We start from the raw sequence: 15,676 nt of genomic DNA on the forward strand, positions 1-15,676 counted from the left end.
CAAGGACCTTGCAATGCAAGAAGACGACTTCATCCTCCACAAACTGGCCGACGCCGTAAACCGGCAGGAACGGCTGGTGTGGCGCGGCCGCCATCTGGACACGGTGTTCCTGCTGGAATGCGGCGAGGCTGCCTATCTCATCACCGTGCAGGCGGGCCGCATCACCGGCGTGTGCCGCGGCCCCTTTGTCATGCCGCGCTGGCAGTTCGCCCTGCGCGCCGCTGCCGCCGATTGGGCGCAGTTCTGGAGCCCCAAGCCGCCGCCCGGCTTTCACGACCTGATGGCGCTCGTGAAATTCCGCCGCCTGCGCGTCGAGGGGGATCTTTATCCCTTGATGTCCCACCTGCTGTACTTCAAGGACGTGCTGGCCTGCCCGCGCGCCGAAGGAGCGTCCCTGTGACCACCAGCCACGCCGTCTTCGAGCCGATCGTCGGCCGCTATCTTCAACTGCCGTTGGGCGGGCGCCAGCACCGCGTCTATGTCGAGGAGGCCGGCAGCGGCACACCCCTGCTATGCCTGCATACGGCAGGCGCGGACTCGCGCCAATACCGCGCGGTGATGAACGACCAGGCCATTCTGGAATCATTTCGGGTCATCGCCTTTGACCTGCCGTGGCACGGCAAGTCGTCGCCACCGGAAGGCTGGCAGGAGGAGACCTACCGCTTGACATCTCAGGATTACGCGCGCGCCATCATCGCCGTGGCGGACGCGCTTGACCTCGACCGGCCGCTGGTGATGGGCTGCTCGATCGGCGGGCGCATCGTATTGCATCTTGCACTGGAGCATGCAGACCGCTTTGGTGGCGCCATCGGGCTGCAATCCGGCGCGCATGTCGACCCCTACTATGACCTTGAATGGCTGAACCGGCCCGACGTGCACGGCGGCGAAGTCTGCGCGGGCATCGTGTCCGGACTGGTCGGTCCGGCCAGTCCCGACAGGCATCGGTGGGAAACCCTGTGGCATTACATGCAGGGAGGGCCCGGCGTGTTCAAGGGAGACCTGCATTTCTACACTGCGGACGGCGACATCCGCGATCGCGTCGCCGGCATCGACACGCAGCGCTGCCCCTTGTGGCTGCTGACCGGCGAATACGACTATTCCTGCACGCCGCAGGACACCGAATTCCTGGCAGGCCGCATTGCGGGATCGCAATGGCAGATCATGGAGGGCATGGGGCACTTTCCCATGAGCGAGGATCCGGACCGCTTCCTCAGTTACTTGCGGCCGGTGCTGGCGCAAGCGGCGCAGGCGCGGCGCGGCAGGTAAGCCGTTGACACTTGACGGTCCCGCGCCGGAATGCGCGCGTGGCCGTCATTTTGCGTTGCCTGTGGCGACAGGCAGTGCACTGCATTGCGTCGGCAAGACGCCAGGCGACCGTTTATTCCGCCTGTGTCAACGCCTTCAGCAGTTCGTCCACGGGTCTCGCCAGCTGACTTGTGTCGCGAACGCACACATAGAACTGGCGCTCCGCCCAGTCATCGCGCAACCGCAGCAGGACGAGGCCCATGGAGGCCAGATAGTGCCGCGCGATACCTTCCGGCACCACACCGATGCCCAGTCCCTCGCGGATCATGCGGCAGCGCGTCTCAAAGTTCGACACCTGCAGCTTCACGTTGGGCGGCCGCGATAGCGTCTGCCCGGCATACGCCAGGAACTGGTCGAGCGAATGGCGCGGGAAGTAACCGAGCAAGTCGTAGTCGAGCGCCTCTTCCAGATACAGTTCGGCGCGGTCCGCGAGCGCGTGCCCCACTGGCACCACCAGCCCCACGCGATCGCGCCGGAACGGAAACGAGGCCACGCCGGGCACCGGATGATCGGCGTGATAAATGCCAATGTCCACCGAAGCCTCAGACACCATGTGCGGAATGTCGTAGCTGTGGCCTTCCAGCAAATCTACGCTGACATCGCTGCGCCCCGCCAGGAACCGGCCCATCACGCCGGGCAGGAACTGCAGGATGGTCGAGGGATTTGACGCCAGCCGGATCTTGGCCTGGCCATTAAGCGAATAGCCGTTGATGGCCTGCTCGGTCAGTTGCACGCTGCGAAGAATGGCCTTCGCCCGCTGATACAACAAGGCGCCCGCCGACGTAGGCTCGACGCCGCGTCCATGGCGGTGCAGGAGCGTGCGTCCCAGGTGGCGCTCCAGTTCGGCCACGCGCTTGCTGGCGGCGGACGTCACCAGGTTTTCCCGTTCGGCCGCTTTGGACAGGCTCTTCTCCTCGACGGCCGCGACGAAGATTTCCAACGCTGGGATGTCTAGTTTTTTCATGGGGGCAATATACAGTGGCGTACAGGATTCGGGCCCCTACCCCTTTGCAAGCTCCCCCGCCAGTTCCAGCGCCCGCGCCAGGAACACCGACGCATCATCCTTGCGATAACTGACGATCACGGGCGACACAAACGCGTCGGCTTCGATCCGCACATGCGCCACGTCCTGGCGTTGCAGGCGCTGCACGGACGCGGGCACGACCGTGACGCCCAGCCCCGCCGCAACCAGCCCGATGGCGGTCTGCAGCTCGTTGGCCTCTTGCGCGACCTGCAGCGAATGGCCGGCGGCGCGAAAGAGTCCCAGCACGTGATCCGCGTAGTTGGGCCGCGGACGCGCCGGATACAGGACGAAGGGCTCGTGCGCCAGCCGGTCGACCGAGACGCTGCCCTGGCCCGCCAGCGGGTGATGCAGCGGCACGGCGGCCATCAAGGGTTCCGTCATCAGCACGCGGCGTTCGATCGCCGGGTCGTCCAGCAGGATGCGGCCGATGCCCAGGTCGATGCGGCCTGCCTTCAGCGCTTCGAGCTGCGGCAACGTGTTCATTTCCATCAGGCCCACTTCGACCCGTTCGTCCGCGCCGCGCAGCAGCCGGATCAGTTCCGGCACAAAGCCGTACAGCGTGGACGGCACGAAGCCGATGCCGAACCAGCGGCGCTCCGTTTGACCCAACCGGCGCGTGCCTTCCAGCACTTCATCCAGCCGCGCGGTCAACAGGCGCGATTGCTCGAGCAGAAAGCGGCCCGCCTCGGTCAGGCGTAGGGCGCGCGTGGTGCGTTCGAACAGGAGCACGCCCAGTTCCTCCTCCAGTTGCTTGATCTGGCGGCTGAGCGGCGGCTGCGCGATGTGCAGCCGCGCGGCCGCCTGCGTGAAACTGCCGGCCTCGGCCACGGCCTGGAAATAGCGCAAGTGCCTGAGTTCCATGACGATTAAGACCCTGAAGGTATCAATTGAAACCCATATAGTCTTGGACGCCTTGAAAAAAGGCAAGCGATACTGCCTCCATCGTTCAAGCGCGGTCGGCCAGAGTATGAATCGGTTCCGCATCGCCGCCCATAAATCAAGAACACGGAGACTTTCATGCGCCTGCGCCCCGCCTTCAAACCCTTCGCCCGCGCCTTGCTGGCCGCGTCGCTACTGGCTGGCGCGGCGGCGGCGCACGCCGATGCCTATCCGGACCACCCGGTGAAGTGGATCGTGCCCTTCCCGCCGGGCGGCGCCATGGACAGCATCGCGCGCACGCTGGGCGAATCCATGGGCAAGCAGCTGAATACGTCGTTCATCGTGGAAAACCGCGCGGGCGCGGGCGGCAATATCGGCGCGGCTGCCGTCGCGCGCGCCAAGCCGGACGGCTACACCATCCTGATCGTGGCCAACGGCATGGCCGTGAATCCCGCGCTGTACCAGGACCTGAATTACGACCCCATCAAGGACTTCGCGCCGATCTCGCTGCTGGCCGTGGTGCCGAACGTGCTGGTCACCAATCCTGAACGCACCGGCGCGACGAGCGTGCAGGACGTGATCGCCAAGGCAAAGGCGCAGCCCAAGCACTACACGTACGCCTCCGCCGGGGTCGGCACGTCGATCCATCTGGCCGGTGAAATGTTCGTATCGATGACGGGCGTGGACATGCTGCACGTGCCGTACAAGGGCAGCGGCCCGGCCGTCGCGGACCTGTTGGGCGGGCAGGTGGACTACATGTTCGACAGCATCACGTCCGCCAAGCCGCACATCGCGACCGGCAAGCTGCGTGCGTTGGGCGTCACCACCACCAAGCGCTCGGCCGCCCTGCCCGACGTGCCGACCCTGCAGGAAGCGGGCGTGCCAGGCTATGAGCTGATGCCCTGGTTCGCCGCCTTCGCGCCTGCGGGCACGCCACCGGATGTGGTGGCCAAGCTGAACGATGCCATGCGCGCCGCGTTGGCGGATCCCAAGGTGAAGGCGACGCTCGATTCGATCGGGGCCGAGTCCATCGGCAGCACGCCGGACGCACTGCGCGACCACCTGGCCAAGGAAACGGCGCAATGGAAGGACCTGGTCAAGGAACGCGGCATCAAGATCAACTGATCGGCTGCGCTGCGCTCGCCTGGGGTATCGTTGGTCCATCCATCTCCCAGCGAAGGAAGTCATCATGGCCCTGAAACACGCGGATCCCGGACAGGTCATCGATCTGAAGCCCTATGGCGCGGCGCTTGCGCAGAAGCAGTCGGTCGCGCTTTTCAAGTCCGAGGATCTGGAGGTCATGCGCCTGGTGCTGCTGGCGGGCAAGACAATGCCCTCGCATGACGTCGAGGGCGAAATCACCCTTCAATGCCTGGAGGGCAGCGTAGAGGTCTCGACCGCCGGCGCCACGCACATCCTGGACGCCGGCCGCCTGATGTACCTGCCCGGCCGAGCGCCGCATTCGCTCTTTGCGCTGGAGAACGCGTCGGTCCTGGTGACCGTTGCGTTGAAGCGTACGTAGCCTCATCCGCCGCGGCAGCTTACGGGGCGGCTTCGAGGGCCCCTTTCGAGGCGCTTCCCGATGCGTCTTCTGTTAACCCCGCGCGCTCGCCACCGGCCAGCCTATTTGCGATCACGCCCTTCGACCGCTTTGCGCAGCACGCCGATGAAGGCTTCGTTGAACGCGGGAATATCGTCAGGTTTGCGGCTGGACACCAATACGCCGTCGACGACGGCCTCTTCATCCACCCACTCAACGCCCGCATTGCGCAGGTCGTCCTGCAGCGATGGCCAACTGGTCATCTTGCGACCCTTGACCACGCCAGCGGAAATCAGCAGCCAGGCGCCGTGGCAAATGACGGCGACCGGCTTGCCCGCGTCAAAGCAAGCGCGCACCAGCTCCTGCGCCTTGGGCTGCATGCGGATTTCATCGGCATTGACCACGCCGCCGGGCAACAGCAAGGCGTCAAAGACCTCCGGCTCGGAGGCGGCCTGCAGAAAGGTCAGATCCACCGGAAACCGGTCGCCCGGCTTGTCGTGATGAAAGCCCTGGATCGGATCGGTGCGGGCGGACACGAGCACCGTACGCGCGCCCTCCTCGTGCAGACGGTGACGCGGGCCGGTGAGTTCGACCTGCTCGAATCCATCGACGGCCAGAATGGCGATGTTGACGTCTTGAAGTGTTGCCATGTGTGCTCCTGTTGCGTGGCCTCCCGACGATGCGATGCGTCGCGCGGGAGGCCTGGGGGATGATTTGTCAGGGCCGCGCCGCAGCGACCGGCTTGGGCGGCTGCGCAGGTTGCGCCGGCTGCGCCGGGGTAACCCGCCAGATCGTGTTCGACAGGTCGTCGGCCACGATAAGCGCGCCCTTCGGATCGACTGTCACGCCAACCGGACGGCCGCGCGTCGTGCCGTCGCTGTCGCGAAAGCCTGCGACGAAGTCCACAGGTGGGCCAGAGGGCCGGCCGTCCGTGAACGGCACGAAGACCACCTTGTAGCCAACGGGGTCCTTGCGGTTCCAGCTTCCGTGCTCGCCGACGAAGACGCCGTTGGCAAAACGATCCCCCATCGAAGCGTCTGAGAAATCGACGCCAAGCGCTGCGACGTGCGAGCCCAAGGCGTAATCCGGCGCGATGGCCGACGCGACCTTGGCAGGATCCTGCGGCCGGACGCGATCATCCACGTTCTTGCCCCAATAGCTATAAGGCCAGCCGTAGAAGGCGCCTTCCTTGACCGTGGTCAGATAGTCGGGCACCAGGTCGGGACCGATTTCGTCGCGCTCGTTGACCACGGCCCACAATTGGCCGGTATCGGGCTGGATCGTAAGCGCGGTCGGGTTGCGCAGGCCGGTCGCATACGTCTTGTACTCACCCGTGCTGGCATTCACGCGCCAGATCCGCGCGCGATCGGCCTCAGCCGTCATGCCGCGTTCGGTGATGTTGCTGTTCGAGCCGATGCCCACGTACAGATACTGCCCATCGGCGCTGGCGGTCAGCGCCTTCGTCCAGTGATGGTTGATCTCCGACGGCAGCGGCGTGACGACTTCGGGCGGCCCGCTTGCCTTGGTCTGCCCAGGCTGATAGTCGAACCGCACCAATGCGTCCTGATTGGCGACATACAGTTGGTTCCCGACCAGCGCCAGCCCATACGGCGCGTTGAGATTCTCCGCAAAGACGGAGGCCTCGTAGGTGCCATCGCCTTCCGGGTCGCGCAGCAGCGTCAGGCGGTTGCCGCCCTTGACCGGGCTGGTGCCGCGGGCCTTGATGACGGCCGCGATCACGTCTTTGGGCTTGAGGTCGGGCGCGCTGCCGCCGCGTCCCTCGGCCACCAGGATGTCGCCATTGGGCAGCACGAGCGTCTGCCGCGGAATTTTCAGATCCGTGGCGATGGCCGAAATCTTGTAGCCCTCGGGCACGGTCGGCACCTTGTCGCCCCACGGGGCAGGCTTGGCGATGACCATATCGGGCAGCAGGCCGCGTTCGGGTTTGGGCAGATCAGGCGAAGGTCCATATTGGCCGCCGGCCTGCGCGCTGCACACCCCTGCCACCACCAGCAACGGAATTCCGGCAATCAGTCGTAGGTGATTCATAGCGGCCCCCTGATGTGCGGGGTGCGGAAGCCCAGCCAGAGCGCCACAAGCGCCAGCACGGTGCCGACTGCAGACAGAATCAGTGCGGTGGGCATGCTTGCCCAAGCGTCGCGGGCGTGCATAAACGCATTGAACAGGCCTACCAGCCAGGCTGCCAGCAGCACGACGGCATAAGGAACGATTCCGCGCGCGCGCTGCGTAGCCCTGAACAGGTCCACGATGGCAATCAGCAGCGCGATCGCGCCAAACAGCAGTCCGCCGACCAGCAGCCAGGACGCGAAATTGTTCCATTGGATGTGAAAAGTCTGCGCATAGGCAGCATCCGCGAGTGCCGCGCCGAGAAACAGGGGAAACATCCCGGCCAGGAATACCGCCGGCATGGGGCGCACGGTAAGGGCGTACCGATTTTCGATGAGTTGGGTCACTGGATCGCCTCGTGAGTTGCGGGCCCGAGCAGATGCCCGAGAAGCGCAACGCAGCAAGTCGTGTTCCTGTGTGCGTGCCGAGGCCCGCGCGCTTCGGTTCAGCGCGTGGCGATCTGCGCCGGTGCGTCCGGACGCCAGCCTCCGCCCAGCGCCTTGTATGCCGCCACCGCTGCGCGAGCGGTTTCCGCTTGGGCCTGCGCCCGGTCGTCAGAAGCCTGCAGGAGCGAGGCGTCCGCATACAGCACGTCGACCAGACTGGCCGCGCCGCGCTGGTAGGCCGCGAACGACGACGCTCGCGCCTGCGTCAGCGCGTCTTCGCCGCGGGTCAGCACCGCCGACTGTTCGGCACGGTGGATCAGCGCGGAAAACGCGTTCTCGACATCTTCCGTGGCATGCAGGACCGCCAGGCGATACGCCGCCAGCGCCTCGGCCTCTTGGCCCTTTGCCCCGTCGATCTGCGCGTTGATGCGGCCAAAGTCGAACAGCCGCCAACGCAGTCCCAACACGCCCGCGGACTGGCTTGCGCCGGCGGAGACCAGATTCCCGCTGGACACGGCCGTGGCGCTGCCCAGCAAGCCGCTCAACGAGAACTTCGGGTAGAACTCGGAGATGGCCTCGCCGATACGGGCGTTGGCGGCCGCCAGCCGGCGTTCGGCCGCGATCAGATCGGGCCGGCGCTGGAGCAGATCCGCGGGAGCGCCCATTTCCTCGATCCGAGGCGCGGCGGGTATCGGTGCGTGCGCCGCCAGTTCGGCGCGATGCGTGCCGGGCGCGGCCCCCAGCATGACGTCCAAGGCGTTCATGGCCGCATCGAGCCCACTCTGCAATACCGGAACGATTGCCTGTACTTGCGACAGCGCGCCATCCGCCTGACGCACCTGGTATTGCGCAGCCAGCCCGCGTTCGTGCAGCAGCGCGACCTTGGCGACAAGATCCTGCTGCGTTCTGACCTGCCGCTGTGCGATGTCCAAACGCGCCTGGAGGCTGCGGATCACAATGTATGTGTCCGCGGTTTGCGCGGCCACCGCGAGCTGCGTGGCCATCGCTGCCGCTTCCGAGGCCTGAAAATCGGCGATGGCCGCCTCACGGCCACGCCGCAGGCCGCCGAACAGATCGACTTCCCAGCTGGCCTCAAGATTGGCTTCGTACTGGTTGCCCCAGCGGTCGTAACCAGGCATCGTGCTGGCCACTTGCCCCAGTGGCGTCTCACGCGACTGATGCGACCGCGCAGCCAGGCCGCGCACCGAAGCCGACGGCAGCAAGGCCGCGTTGGCCGCGCCCAGCCCCGCACGCGCCTGCGTCACGCGCGCCGCCGCCTGCGCCAGGTCCAGGTTCTGCGCGATTGCCAACGACACGTATCGCGCCAGCATCGGGTCGTCAAACTGGCGCCACCACGTATCGAGGCCTTGCACGGCCCCGGATCCGGCTTGCCGGCCGGGGGCCTGCGAGTAGTGGCTGGGAAGCGGCGCCTCCGGCCGGTGGTAATCAGGGCCTGCCGCGCACCCGGCCAGCACGCCGGCGCAGAGCAAGACAAAGGAATGACGGGCGAGCATGGGAATCCTTCAGGCTATTAATTTTGGGTGACTATAATACGTTTTGGTCACTCGTTGTCAACAAAAGTGCGCCGGGTTAAGCTGCACCCATGACGAAAGCAACATCCCCCGCCCTTCAGCCGCGAGGCCCCTCCGATCACGACGTCCGCGATCAGATCGTCGAAGCCGCCACCGAATACTTCGGCCTGTACGGTTTCGACAAGACCACCGTCTCGGACCTGGCCAAGGCCATCGGATTCTCCAAGGCCTATATCTACAAGTTCTTCGACTCCAAGCAGGCGATCGGCGAGGTCATCTGCGCCAACCGCCTGAACACGATCATGGTGGCCGTCGACGCGGCCATCGCCGACGCGCGGTCCGCGCCGGACCGGCTGCGGCGCATGTTCAAGGCCCTGGTGGAAGCCGGCAGCCAGCTCTTCTTCCACGACAGCAAGCTGTACGACATTGCGCGAACCTCGGCCAGCGAGTCGTGGCCTTCCGCGCAAGCCTATGAGGCGCACATCAAGGGCCTCATCCTGCAGGTAATCCGCGAAGGTCGGGAAGCCGGCGACTTCGAACGCAAGACGCCCCTCGATGAAACGGCCGACGCCATCTATCTCGTCATGCGGCCGTATATCAATCCTTTGCTCCTGCAGCACAACCTGGCCAATGGCGCGGAAGCCACGGTGCAGTTGTCGAACCTGATCCTGCGTAGTCTGGCGCCGTAAATTTTCTTTTGTGACCATTGACCTTATTGGTCACTTGTATAGAATGGGGACCTTCTTTGTGAGGATGGTCTCCCATGCTTCGGCGTCCGCTTGCCCCCTTTGCCCTCTGCCTGTTGTCTGTCGCCCTTGCGGCATGCGGCGACAGCCCCCCGTCAGATACCCGCGTCGACCCGCCCCTTGTCAGAGTCGGCGTGGCGCAAACCGCATCCGCGCCCGCACGCTCCTTTTCGGGGGTCGTGGCGGCGCGCGTTCAAAGCGACCTGGGATTCCGCGTGTCCGGGAAAGTGCTGGAGCGACTGGTCGACACCGGTCAATCGGTGACCCGCGGCCAGCCGCTCATGCGGCTGGATCCGGAAGATCTGGGCCTGCAGGCCCGTGCGCAGATTGAAGCCGTGGCCTCGGCGCGTGCGCGCGCAAAACAGGCTGTCGACGACGATGCCCGCTATCGCGGCCTGGTGGCAGAAGGCGCCGTGTCCGCGTCGGCCTATGCGCAGATCAAGGCCGCGGCGGACACGGCGCGTGCCGATCTGAAGGCGGCCGAAGCGCGGGCCGACGTCGCGAAAAACGCGTCGAGCTATGCGGTGCTGGTGGCGGACGCGGACGGCGTCGTCGTGGACACGCTGGCCGAACCCGGACAGGTCGTTGCCGCCGGGCAATCCGTCGTGCGGCTGGCGCGCGCCGGCCAGCGCGAAGCCATCGTGCACCTTCCCGAAACACTACGGCCATCCGTGGGCTCCGCCGCCCGGGCAATGTTGTATGGGGACCGCCAGTCCCCCGCCCCGGCCACGCTGCGGCAACTGTCGGACGCGGCGGATCGCGTCACGCGGACGTTCGAGGCCAGGTATGTGCTGGAGGGCGCGCTGGCCCGCGCCCCGTTGGGGGCCACCGTCACGATCGACATTCCACAGTCGCCGGACGGCACGCCCCTGCTGCAGGTGCCGATAGGCGCGGTCTTCGACACCGGCGCTGGCCCGGGCGTCTGGGTGGTGGTGGATGGCGCCCCGGCCCTGGTGGCGCGGCGGCCCGTCCAGGTGCACGGCCTGAGCGACGATGTGGCGCGTGTCGCCGGCGACCTCAAGCCCGGCGAACGTGTCGTGTCCCTGGGTGCGCATCTGCTGCATGAAGGCGAGCCGGTCAGGCTCGGGGAGCAGAACGCTGCCGCCCTCGTGGGAGCGCGTTGATGAGCGAAGGCCGCTTCAATCTGTCTGCGCTCGCCGTGCGCGAGCGCTCGATCACGCTGTTCCTGATTCTTCTGGTCTCTGTCGCCGGAATCCTCGCGTTCTTCCAATTGGGCCGTGCTGAAGATCCGCCCTTCACCATCAAGCAGATGACCGTCGTCACCGCATGGCCCGGGGCGACCGCACAGGAGATGCAGGACCAGGTCGCCGAACCGCTGGAGAAGCGGCTGCAGGAGTTGCGGTGGTACGACCGGACCGAAACCTTCACGCGGCCCGGCCTGGCATTCACCATGGTGTCGCTGCTGGACAGCACACCGCCCCAGGCGGTGCAGGAAGAGTTCTATCAGGCGCGCAAGAAGCTTGCCGACGAGGCCGGACGCCTGCCGCCCGGCGTAGTCGGGCCCATGGTCAATGACGAGTACGCGGACGTCACGTTTGCGCTGTACGCGCTCAAGGCAAAAGGCGAGCCCCAGCGTCTGCTCGCCCGCGATGCCGAAGCCCTGCGCCAGCAACTGCTGCACGTGCCGGGCGTCAAGAAAGTGAACATCATCGGCGAGCAGCCCGAGCGCATCTTCGTGTCGTTCTCCCATGACCGCCTGGCTACGCTCGGCGTCGATCCACAGGCCATTTTTGCCGCGCTCAACGCGCAGAACGTCCTGACGCCTGCCGGGTCGATCGAGACCAAGGGTCCCCAGGTGTTCCTGCGCGTGGACGGCGCGTTCGACAGCCTGGACAAGATCCGCCAGACGCCCATCACCGCCCGGGGACGCACGCTGAAGCTTGCCGACGTGGCGACCGTGGAGCGCGGCTATGAAGACCCGGCCACGTTTCTGGTGCGAAATAACGGCGAGCCCGCGTTGCTCTTGGGCGTGGTCATGCGCGACGAATGGAATGGGCTGGATCTGGGCAGCGCGCTCGAGAAGGAGGTCGGCAAGATCAACACCGCATTGCCGCTCGGGATGAGCCTGACCAAGGTCACCGACCAGGCCGTGAACATCAGCGCGGCGGTGGACGAGTTCATGGTCAAGTTCTTCGTCGCACTGCTAGTCGTGATGCTGGTGTGCTTTGTCAGCATGGGGTGGCGCGTCGGGATCGTGGTGGCCGCCGCCGTGCCCCTGACCCTTGCGGCGGTGTTCGTGATCATGGCGGCCTCGGGCAAGAATTTCGACCGCATCACGCTTGGCTCGTTGATTCTGGCGCTCGGCCTGCTGGTGGACGACGCCATCATTGCCATCGAAATGATGGTGGTCAAGATGGAAGAAGGCTACAGCCGGATCGCAGCGTCGGCGTATGCGTGGAGCCACACGGCCGCCCCCATGCTGTCCGGCACGCTCGTCACCGCAGTTGGCTTCATGCCGAACGGTTTCGCGCGTTCCACCGCGGGCGAGTACACCAGCAACATGTTCTGGATCGTCGGCATTGCGCTGATCGCGTCCTGGGTGGTGGCGGTGTTCTTCACGCCGTATCTGGGCGTAAAGATGCTGCCGGACATCAAGAAGGTCGAAGGCGGACACCACGCCATCTACGACACCCGCCACTACAACCGGTTCCGGCGTCTGCTGGGGCACGTCATCGGCCGCAAATGGCTGGTGGCGGGCACGGTGGTCGCGGTCTTTGCGCTGGCCGTGGTTGGCATGGGTCTGGTCAACAAACAGTTCTTTCCCACTTCGGATCGGCCCGAGGTGCTCGTTGAAGTGCAGATGCCGTACGGCACGTCCATTGAACAAACCAGCGAGGCCGCTGCGACAGTCGAAGCGTGGCTGGCCAAGCAGGCGGAAGCCAGGATCGTCACCGCGTACATCGGACAAGGCGCGCCGCGCTTCTTTCTGGCCATGGCGCCCGAGCTGCCGGACCCGTCATTCGCCAAGATCGTCGTGCTGACGGGCAACGACAAGGAACGTGAAGCGCTCAAGTTCCGGCTTCGCCAGGCCATCGCCGACGGCCTGGCGCCGCAGGCGCAGGTCCGCGTCACTCAGATCGTGTTCGGACCGCCCTCGCCGTTCCCGGTGGCCTATCGCGTCATGGGGCCTGATGCCGGCCAGTTGCGCGCGATTGCCGCGCGCGTCCAGTCGATCATGCACGCCGATCCCATGATGCGCACCGTAAACACCGATTGGGGCGCGCGGGTTCCCGCCCTGCACTTTACGCTGGACCAGGACCGGCTTCAGGCGGTGGGACTGACCTCCAGCTCGGTCGCCCTACAGTTGCAGTTCCTGTTGAGTGGCGTACCCCTCACCAACGTTCGCGAGGACATCCGCTCGGTTGAAGTGGTCGGCCGAGCGGCCGGTGACGTCCGCCTGGATCCAGCCAAGATCGCCGGCCTGACGCTGGTGGGGGCCGACGGCCAACGCGTGCCGCTGTCGCAGGTTGGCACGGTGGATGTGCAAATGGAGGATCCGATCCTGCGGCGCCGTGACCGCACGCCGACAATCACGGTGCGCGGCGACATCGCGGAAGGCCTTCAGCCGCCTGACGTTTCCGCCGCGATCTTCAAGCAACTGCAACCGGTCATCAACGACCTGCCAGCGGGATACCGCATCGAACAGGCCGGCTCCATCGAGGAATCTGGGAAGGCAAGCACTGCCATGCTGCCGCTGTTTCCGATCATGATTGCCATCACCCTGCTGATCATCATCCTGCAGGTGCGATCCATCGCCGCCATGGTGATGGTTTTTGCGACCAGCCCGCTCGGCCTGATCGGTGTTGTGCCGACACTGCTCCTGTTCCAGCAGCCGTTCGGCATCAACGCGCTGGTCGGGCTGATTGCCCTGTCCGGCATCCTGATGCGCAATACGCTGATTCTGATCGGCCAGATCCACCACAACGAACAGGAAGGCCTGGCGCCCTATGACGCGGTGGTCGAGGCGACGGTGCAGCGGGCGCGGCCGGTGATTCTGACTGCGCTGGCCGCGATACTGGCTTTCATCCCGTTGACGCACTCGGTGTTCTGGGGGACGCTGGCCTACACCCTGATCGGCGGCACGTTCGCCGGCACGATCATCACGCTGGTCTTCCTGCCAGCCATGTACGCCATCTGGTTCAAGATCCGGCCTGCCGTCGCGCAGGACGCTTCCCAACCTGTTGCGGCCCGGGTAACGACGGGTTGATTCACGCCGCCTGCGGCGTGGCACTCGCCCGCCGGGGCTTCACAACGAGGGGGTCGTATGTACAGAAATCAACAGTCGTGCTGGACGGTCCAGCACCAGACTGCACTGGCGCGGCTGCGCACGGGCGGGGGCAAGCCCGATATCGCCAGTCCGGATCAGATCGCAGGCATGACAGGCTTGCAGATCCTGCACGCGATGATGGCCGGCGAGCTGCCCTACCCGCCCATGAACGACACCGCGAACATGACGTTGGTGGAAGCGGACTCGGGCTGGGCCGTGTTCCTCGGCATCCCCGAACTGCGGCATTGCAATCCGTTCGGCACCGTCCACGGCGGCTGGTTCTCGACGCTGCTGGATTCGGCATTGGGTTGCGCGATCCAGAGTGCGCTTCCGGAAGGCAGGAGCTACACGACGGTCGAACTCAGTGTCAACATCGTGCGTGCGGCGGCGCCATCCAGTGGCCCGCTTCGCGCCGCCGCCACGCTGATACATAGCGGCAAGCAGATCGCCACCGCGCAGGCGCGGGTGGAGGACGAGAACGGCAAGCTGTATGCGCACGCCACCACCACGTGCGTGGTGTTCGACCGGCGTGCGTAGCGCAAGGCTACACCCCGAATGACACCGACATCCGTTCCAACCACGCGCTGGCCACCGGTTGACGCCGTGCCAGAAATCCCAGCGGACCCGCTTCGGCCATGCGCCAGTGCGCGGTCCCGAAACGCAGCGTTCCTCGCAGCGTGCAGCGCGTGCGGATCAGCCCTGCCGGCCCGTCCTGGACCGTCCAGACCGCGAAACGTAGCGGTAAGGCAACGCGCAGGCCGGGTCGGAATTGCACGCTGGCGGCGGGCCGGCCTTCCGCGACGAGCGACGCTTGCGCCAACGCGGCCGGCTCACCTGGCCCGCCCAAGGCGGGCAGCGGCTCGAAATCGCCGATGCGCTTCGGGATGCCCCACAGCTTGCGGCCACCTTCTGCGGCCGCCTCGTCGTCCACCCAGATCGGCCCCACCGTACACGCGGGCGCCAGCAATCCCGCGTGACGCACCGCCGTCGCAAAGAGCAGCTCGTTGTAGGCGAGCGTGCCGCCCGGCTCGTAAGCGGTCCAGACCGTGGTGCAGATGGCATGGCATCCCAACGTGACCACGCGGGCATCACCGGGCGCCTGCTGCGGCAGATCGGCCAGCGGCACCCGCCATGCACTCAGGAGCGCATGGCCGTGCAGTTTCCAGGGGGCCTGCGGATAAGGAGACGGGTAGCCTGACTGCGTCCTGCCATCCGGCGTGCCGGTCGGGCTGTCGTTCGATGGGAGCATCATCCTGGCGAACTCCTGTCGGGTTTCCAATGCACACACCCGATCGATAGTAAGCGCCCTGCGACCGAACGCCGCATGCGTTTCCATTCGGACAGAATGCGTGAGGTTCTGTAATAGAATCCCGCCCATGTCGACTCATCGGGACTCTGCGTTTCAGCCCCGCGGCCTGCCTTGGCGCTTGCTCGTCTGCCTGGCAATGGCCGCCTTTGTGCTGCGCGCTTACATCCCGACCGGCTACATGGCGGGGCCGTCCACGACCTCGCTGATGCTGACGCTGTGCGAAGCCGGCGGCACGATGAACGTGACGTTCGACCTGCCGGCCGAGCCGGACGCCAAGCACGGTGCCGCGGAGGCCTGCGCCTTCGGCGCCCTCGCCGCGCACGCGATTCTGCCGGACACCGGGCTCGCACCTGTGTTGTCGGCGCGCGCCGCCTACGCCGCGCCCGACACTCCCGTCTACCGCGCCACGCCGCCGCTGCCGGCTCTTGGGCCGCCGCTAGGGTCACGCGCCCCGCCTTCCCTGTCTTCCTGATCCGCCGCGCGCGCGCCTGACGCCGCGCACGGCAGCGAAGAGCGGGAACCCCGTAGACCAGCTTCATG

The 15,676-nt window shown here is 66.0% G+C and carries 16 protein-coding genes; 9 read left to right on the forward strand and 7 right to left on the reverse strand.

Annotated features, from left to right (window positions below; genetic code table 11):
• Nucleotides 1-13: 13 nt before the first annotated feature.
• Entirely contained in the window at nt 14-400 is a 387-nt protein-coding gene (locus KW836_RS16425) for a hypothetical protein (RefSeq protein WP_218344059.1), read from the forward strand.
• Entirely contained in the window at nt 397-1,266 is an 870-nt protein-coding gene (locus KW836_RS16430) for an alpha/beta fold hydrolase (RefSeq protein WP_218344060.1), read from the forward strand. Before KW836_RS16425 ends, KW836_RS16430 begins: the two co-directional genes overlap by 4 nt.
• Nucleotides 1,267-1,378: 112 nt before the next feature.
• Here the strand turns inward: KW836_RS16430 and KW836_RS16435 are convergent, their stop codons facing one another.
• The gene (locus KW836_RS16435) at nt 1,379-2,269 is read right to left on the reverse strand and encodes a LysR family transcriptional regulator (protein ID WP_218344061.1); all 891 of its coding nucleotides are present in this window, start codon (nt 2,267-2,269) and stop codon (nt 1,379-1,381) included.
• Nucleotides 2,270-2,305: 36 nt separating this feature from the next.
• The gene (locus tag KW836_RS16440; protein ID WP_218344062.1) at nt 2,306-3,190 is read right to left on the reverse strand and encodes a LysR family transcriptional regulator; all 885 of its coding nucleotides are present in this window, start codon (nt 3,188-3,190) and stop codon (nt 2,306-2,308) included.
• Between the two features lie 156 nt (nt 3,191-3,346).
• Between KW836_RS16440 and KW836_RS16445 the strand changes: the two genes are divergently transcribed.
• Both KW836_RS16445 and KW836_RS16450 read left to right on the forward strand, forming a co-directional pair.
• The gene (locus KW836_RS16445) at nt 3,347-4,333 is read left to right on the forward strand and encodes a tripartite tricarboxylate transporter substrate binding protein (protein ID WP_175183602.1); all 987 of its coding nucleotides are present in this window, start codon (nt 3,347-3,349) and stop codon (nt 4,331-4,333) included.
• Nucleotides 4,334-4,397: 64 nt separating this feature from the next.
• The gene (locus KW836_RS16450; protein ID WP_218344063.1) at nt 4,398-4,730 is read left to right on the forward strand and encodes a cupin domain-containing protein; all 333 of its coding nucleotides are present in this window, start codon (nt 4,398-4,400) and stop codon (nt 4,728-4,730) included.
• Between the two features lie 101 nt (nt 4,731-4,831).
• Here the strand turns inward: KW836_RS16450 and KW836_RS16455 are convergent, their stop codons facing one another.
• From KW836_RS16455 to KW836_RS16470, 4 genes are all read right to left on the reverse strand, one after another.
• Nucleotides 4,832-5,398: a type 1 glutamine amidotransferase domain-containing protein gene (locus KW836_RS16455; RefSeq protein WP_175121343.1), complete on the reverse strand. Its 567-nt coding sequence runs from the start codon at nt 5,396-5,398 to the stop codon at nt 4,832-4,834.
• A gap of 67 nt (nt 5,399-5,465) precedes the next feature.
• Complete coding sequence (locus KW836_RS16460) at nt 5,466-6,797, reverse strand: sorbosone dehydrogenase family protein (protein WP_218344064.1); 1,332 nt, start codon at nt 6,795-6,797, stop codon at nt 5,466-5,468.
• Nucleotides 6,794-7,222, reverse strand: coding sequence for a DUF2231 domain-containing protein (locus KW836_RS16465; protein WP_218344065.1), 429 nt, complete (start codon nt 7,220-7,222; stop codon nt 6,794-6,796). Before KW836_RS16465 ends, KW836_RS16460 begins: the two co-directional genes overlap by 4 nt.
• Nucleotides 7,223-7,320: 98 nt before the next feature.
• The gene (locus KW836_RS16470; RefSeq protein WP_218344066.1) at nt 7,321-8,775 is read right to left on the reverse strand and encodes an efflux transporter outer membrane subunit; all 1,455 of its coding nucleotides are present in this window, start codon (nt 8,773-8,775) and stop codon (nt 7,321-7,323) included.
• 89 nt (nt 8,776-8,864) lie between these two features.
• On the opposite strand from KW836_RS16470, the gene KW836_RS16475 reads away from it, so the two are divergent.
• The 4 genes from KW836_RS16475 (at nt 8,865) to KW836_RS16490 (ending at nt 14,364) form a co-directional block, all read left to right on the forward strand.
• A complete protein-coding gene (locus KW836_RS16475; protein ID WP_218344067.1) occupies nt 8,865-9,482 on the forward strand; it encodes a TetR/AcrR family transcriptional regulator in 618 nt (205 codons plus the stop codon).
• Nucleotides 9,483-9,556: 74 nt separating this feature from the next.
• Entirely contained in the window at nt 9,557-10,663 is a 1,107-nt protein-coding gene (locus tag KW836_RS16480) for an efflux RND transporter periplasmic adaptor subunit (RefSeq protein WP_218344068.1), read from the forward strand.
• Nucleotides 10,663-13,767 (forward strand): efflux RND transporter permease subunit, encoded by a 3,105-nt coding sequence (locus KW836_RS16485; RefSeq protein WP_218344069.1) that lies wholly within the window; start codon nt 10,663-10,665, stop codon nt 13,765-13,767. Before KW836_RS16480 ends, KW836_RS16485 begins: the two co-directional genes overlap by 1 nt.
• Before the next feature lie 57 nt (nt 13,768-13,824).
• A complete protein-coding gene (locus KW836_RS16490; RefSeq protein ID WP_218344070.1) occupies nt 13,825-14,364 on the forward strand; it encodes a PaaI family thioesterase in 540 nt (179 codons plus the stop codon).
• 7 nt (nt 14,365-14,371) lie between these two features.
• Here KW836_RS16490 and KW836_RS16495 read toward each other — a convergent pair whose 3' ends face one another.
• The gene (locus tag KW836_RS16495; protein ID WP_218344071.1) at nt 14,372-15,079 is read right to left on the reverse strand and encodes an acetoacetate decarboxylase family protein; all 708 of its coding nucleotides are present in this window, start codon (nt 15,077-15,079) and stop codon (nt 14,372-14,374) included.
• 124 nt (nt 15,080-15,203) lie between these two features.
• On the opposite strand from KW836_RS16495, the gene KW836_RS16500 reads away from it, so the two are divergent.
• Entirely contained in the window at nt 15,204-15,608 is a 405-nt protein-coding gene (locus KW836_RS16500) for a DUF2946 family protein (RefSeq protein WP_218344072.1), read from the forward strand.
• Nucleotides 15,609-15,676: the final 68 nt, after the last annotated feature.

Source organism: Achromobacter sp. ACM05, assembly GCF_019218915.1.
Classification (GTDB): Bacteria; Pseudomonadota; Gammaproteobacteria; order Burkholderiales; family Burkholderiaceae_B; genus Achromobacter; species Achromobacter animicus.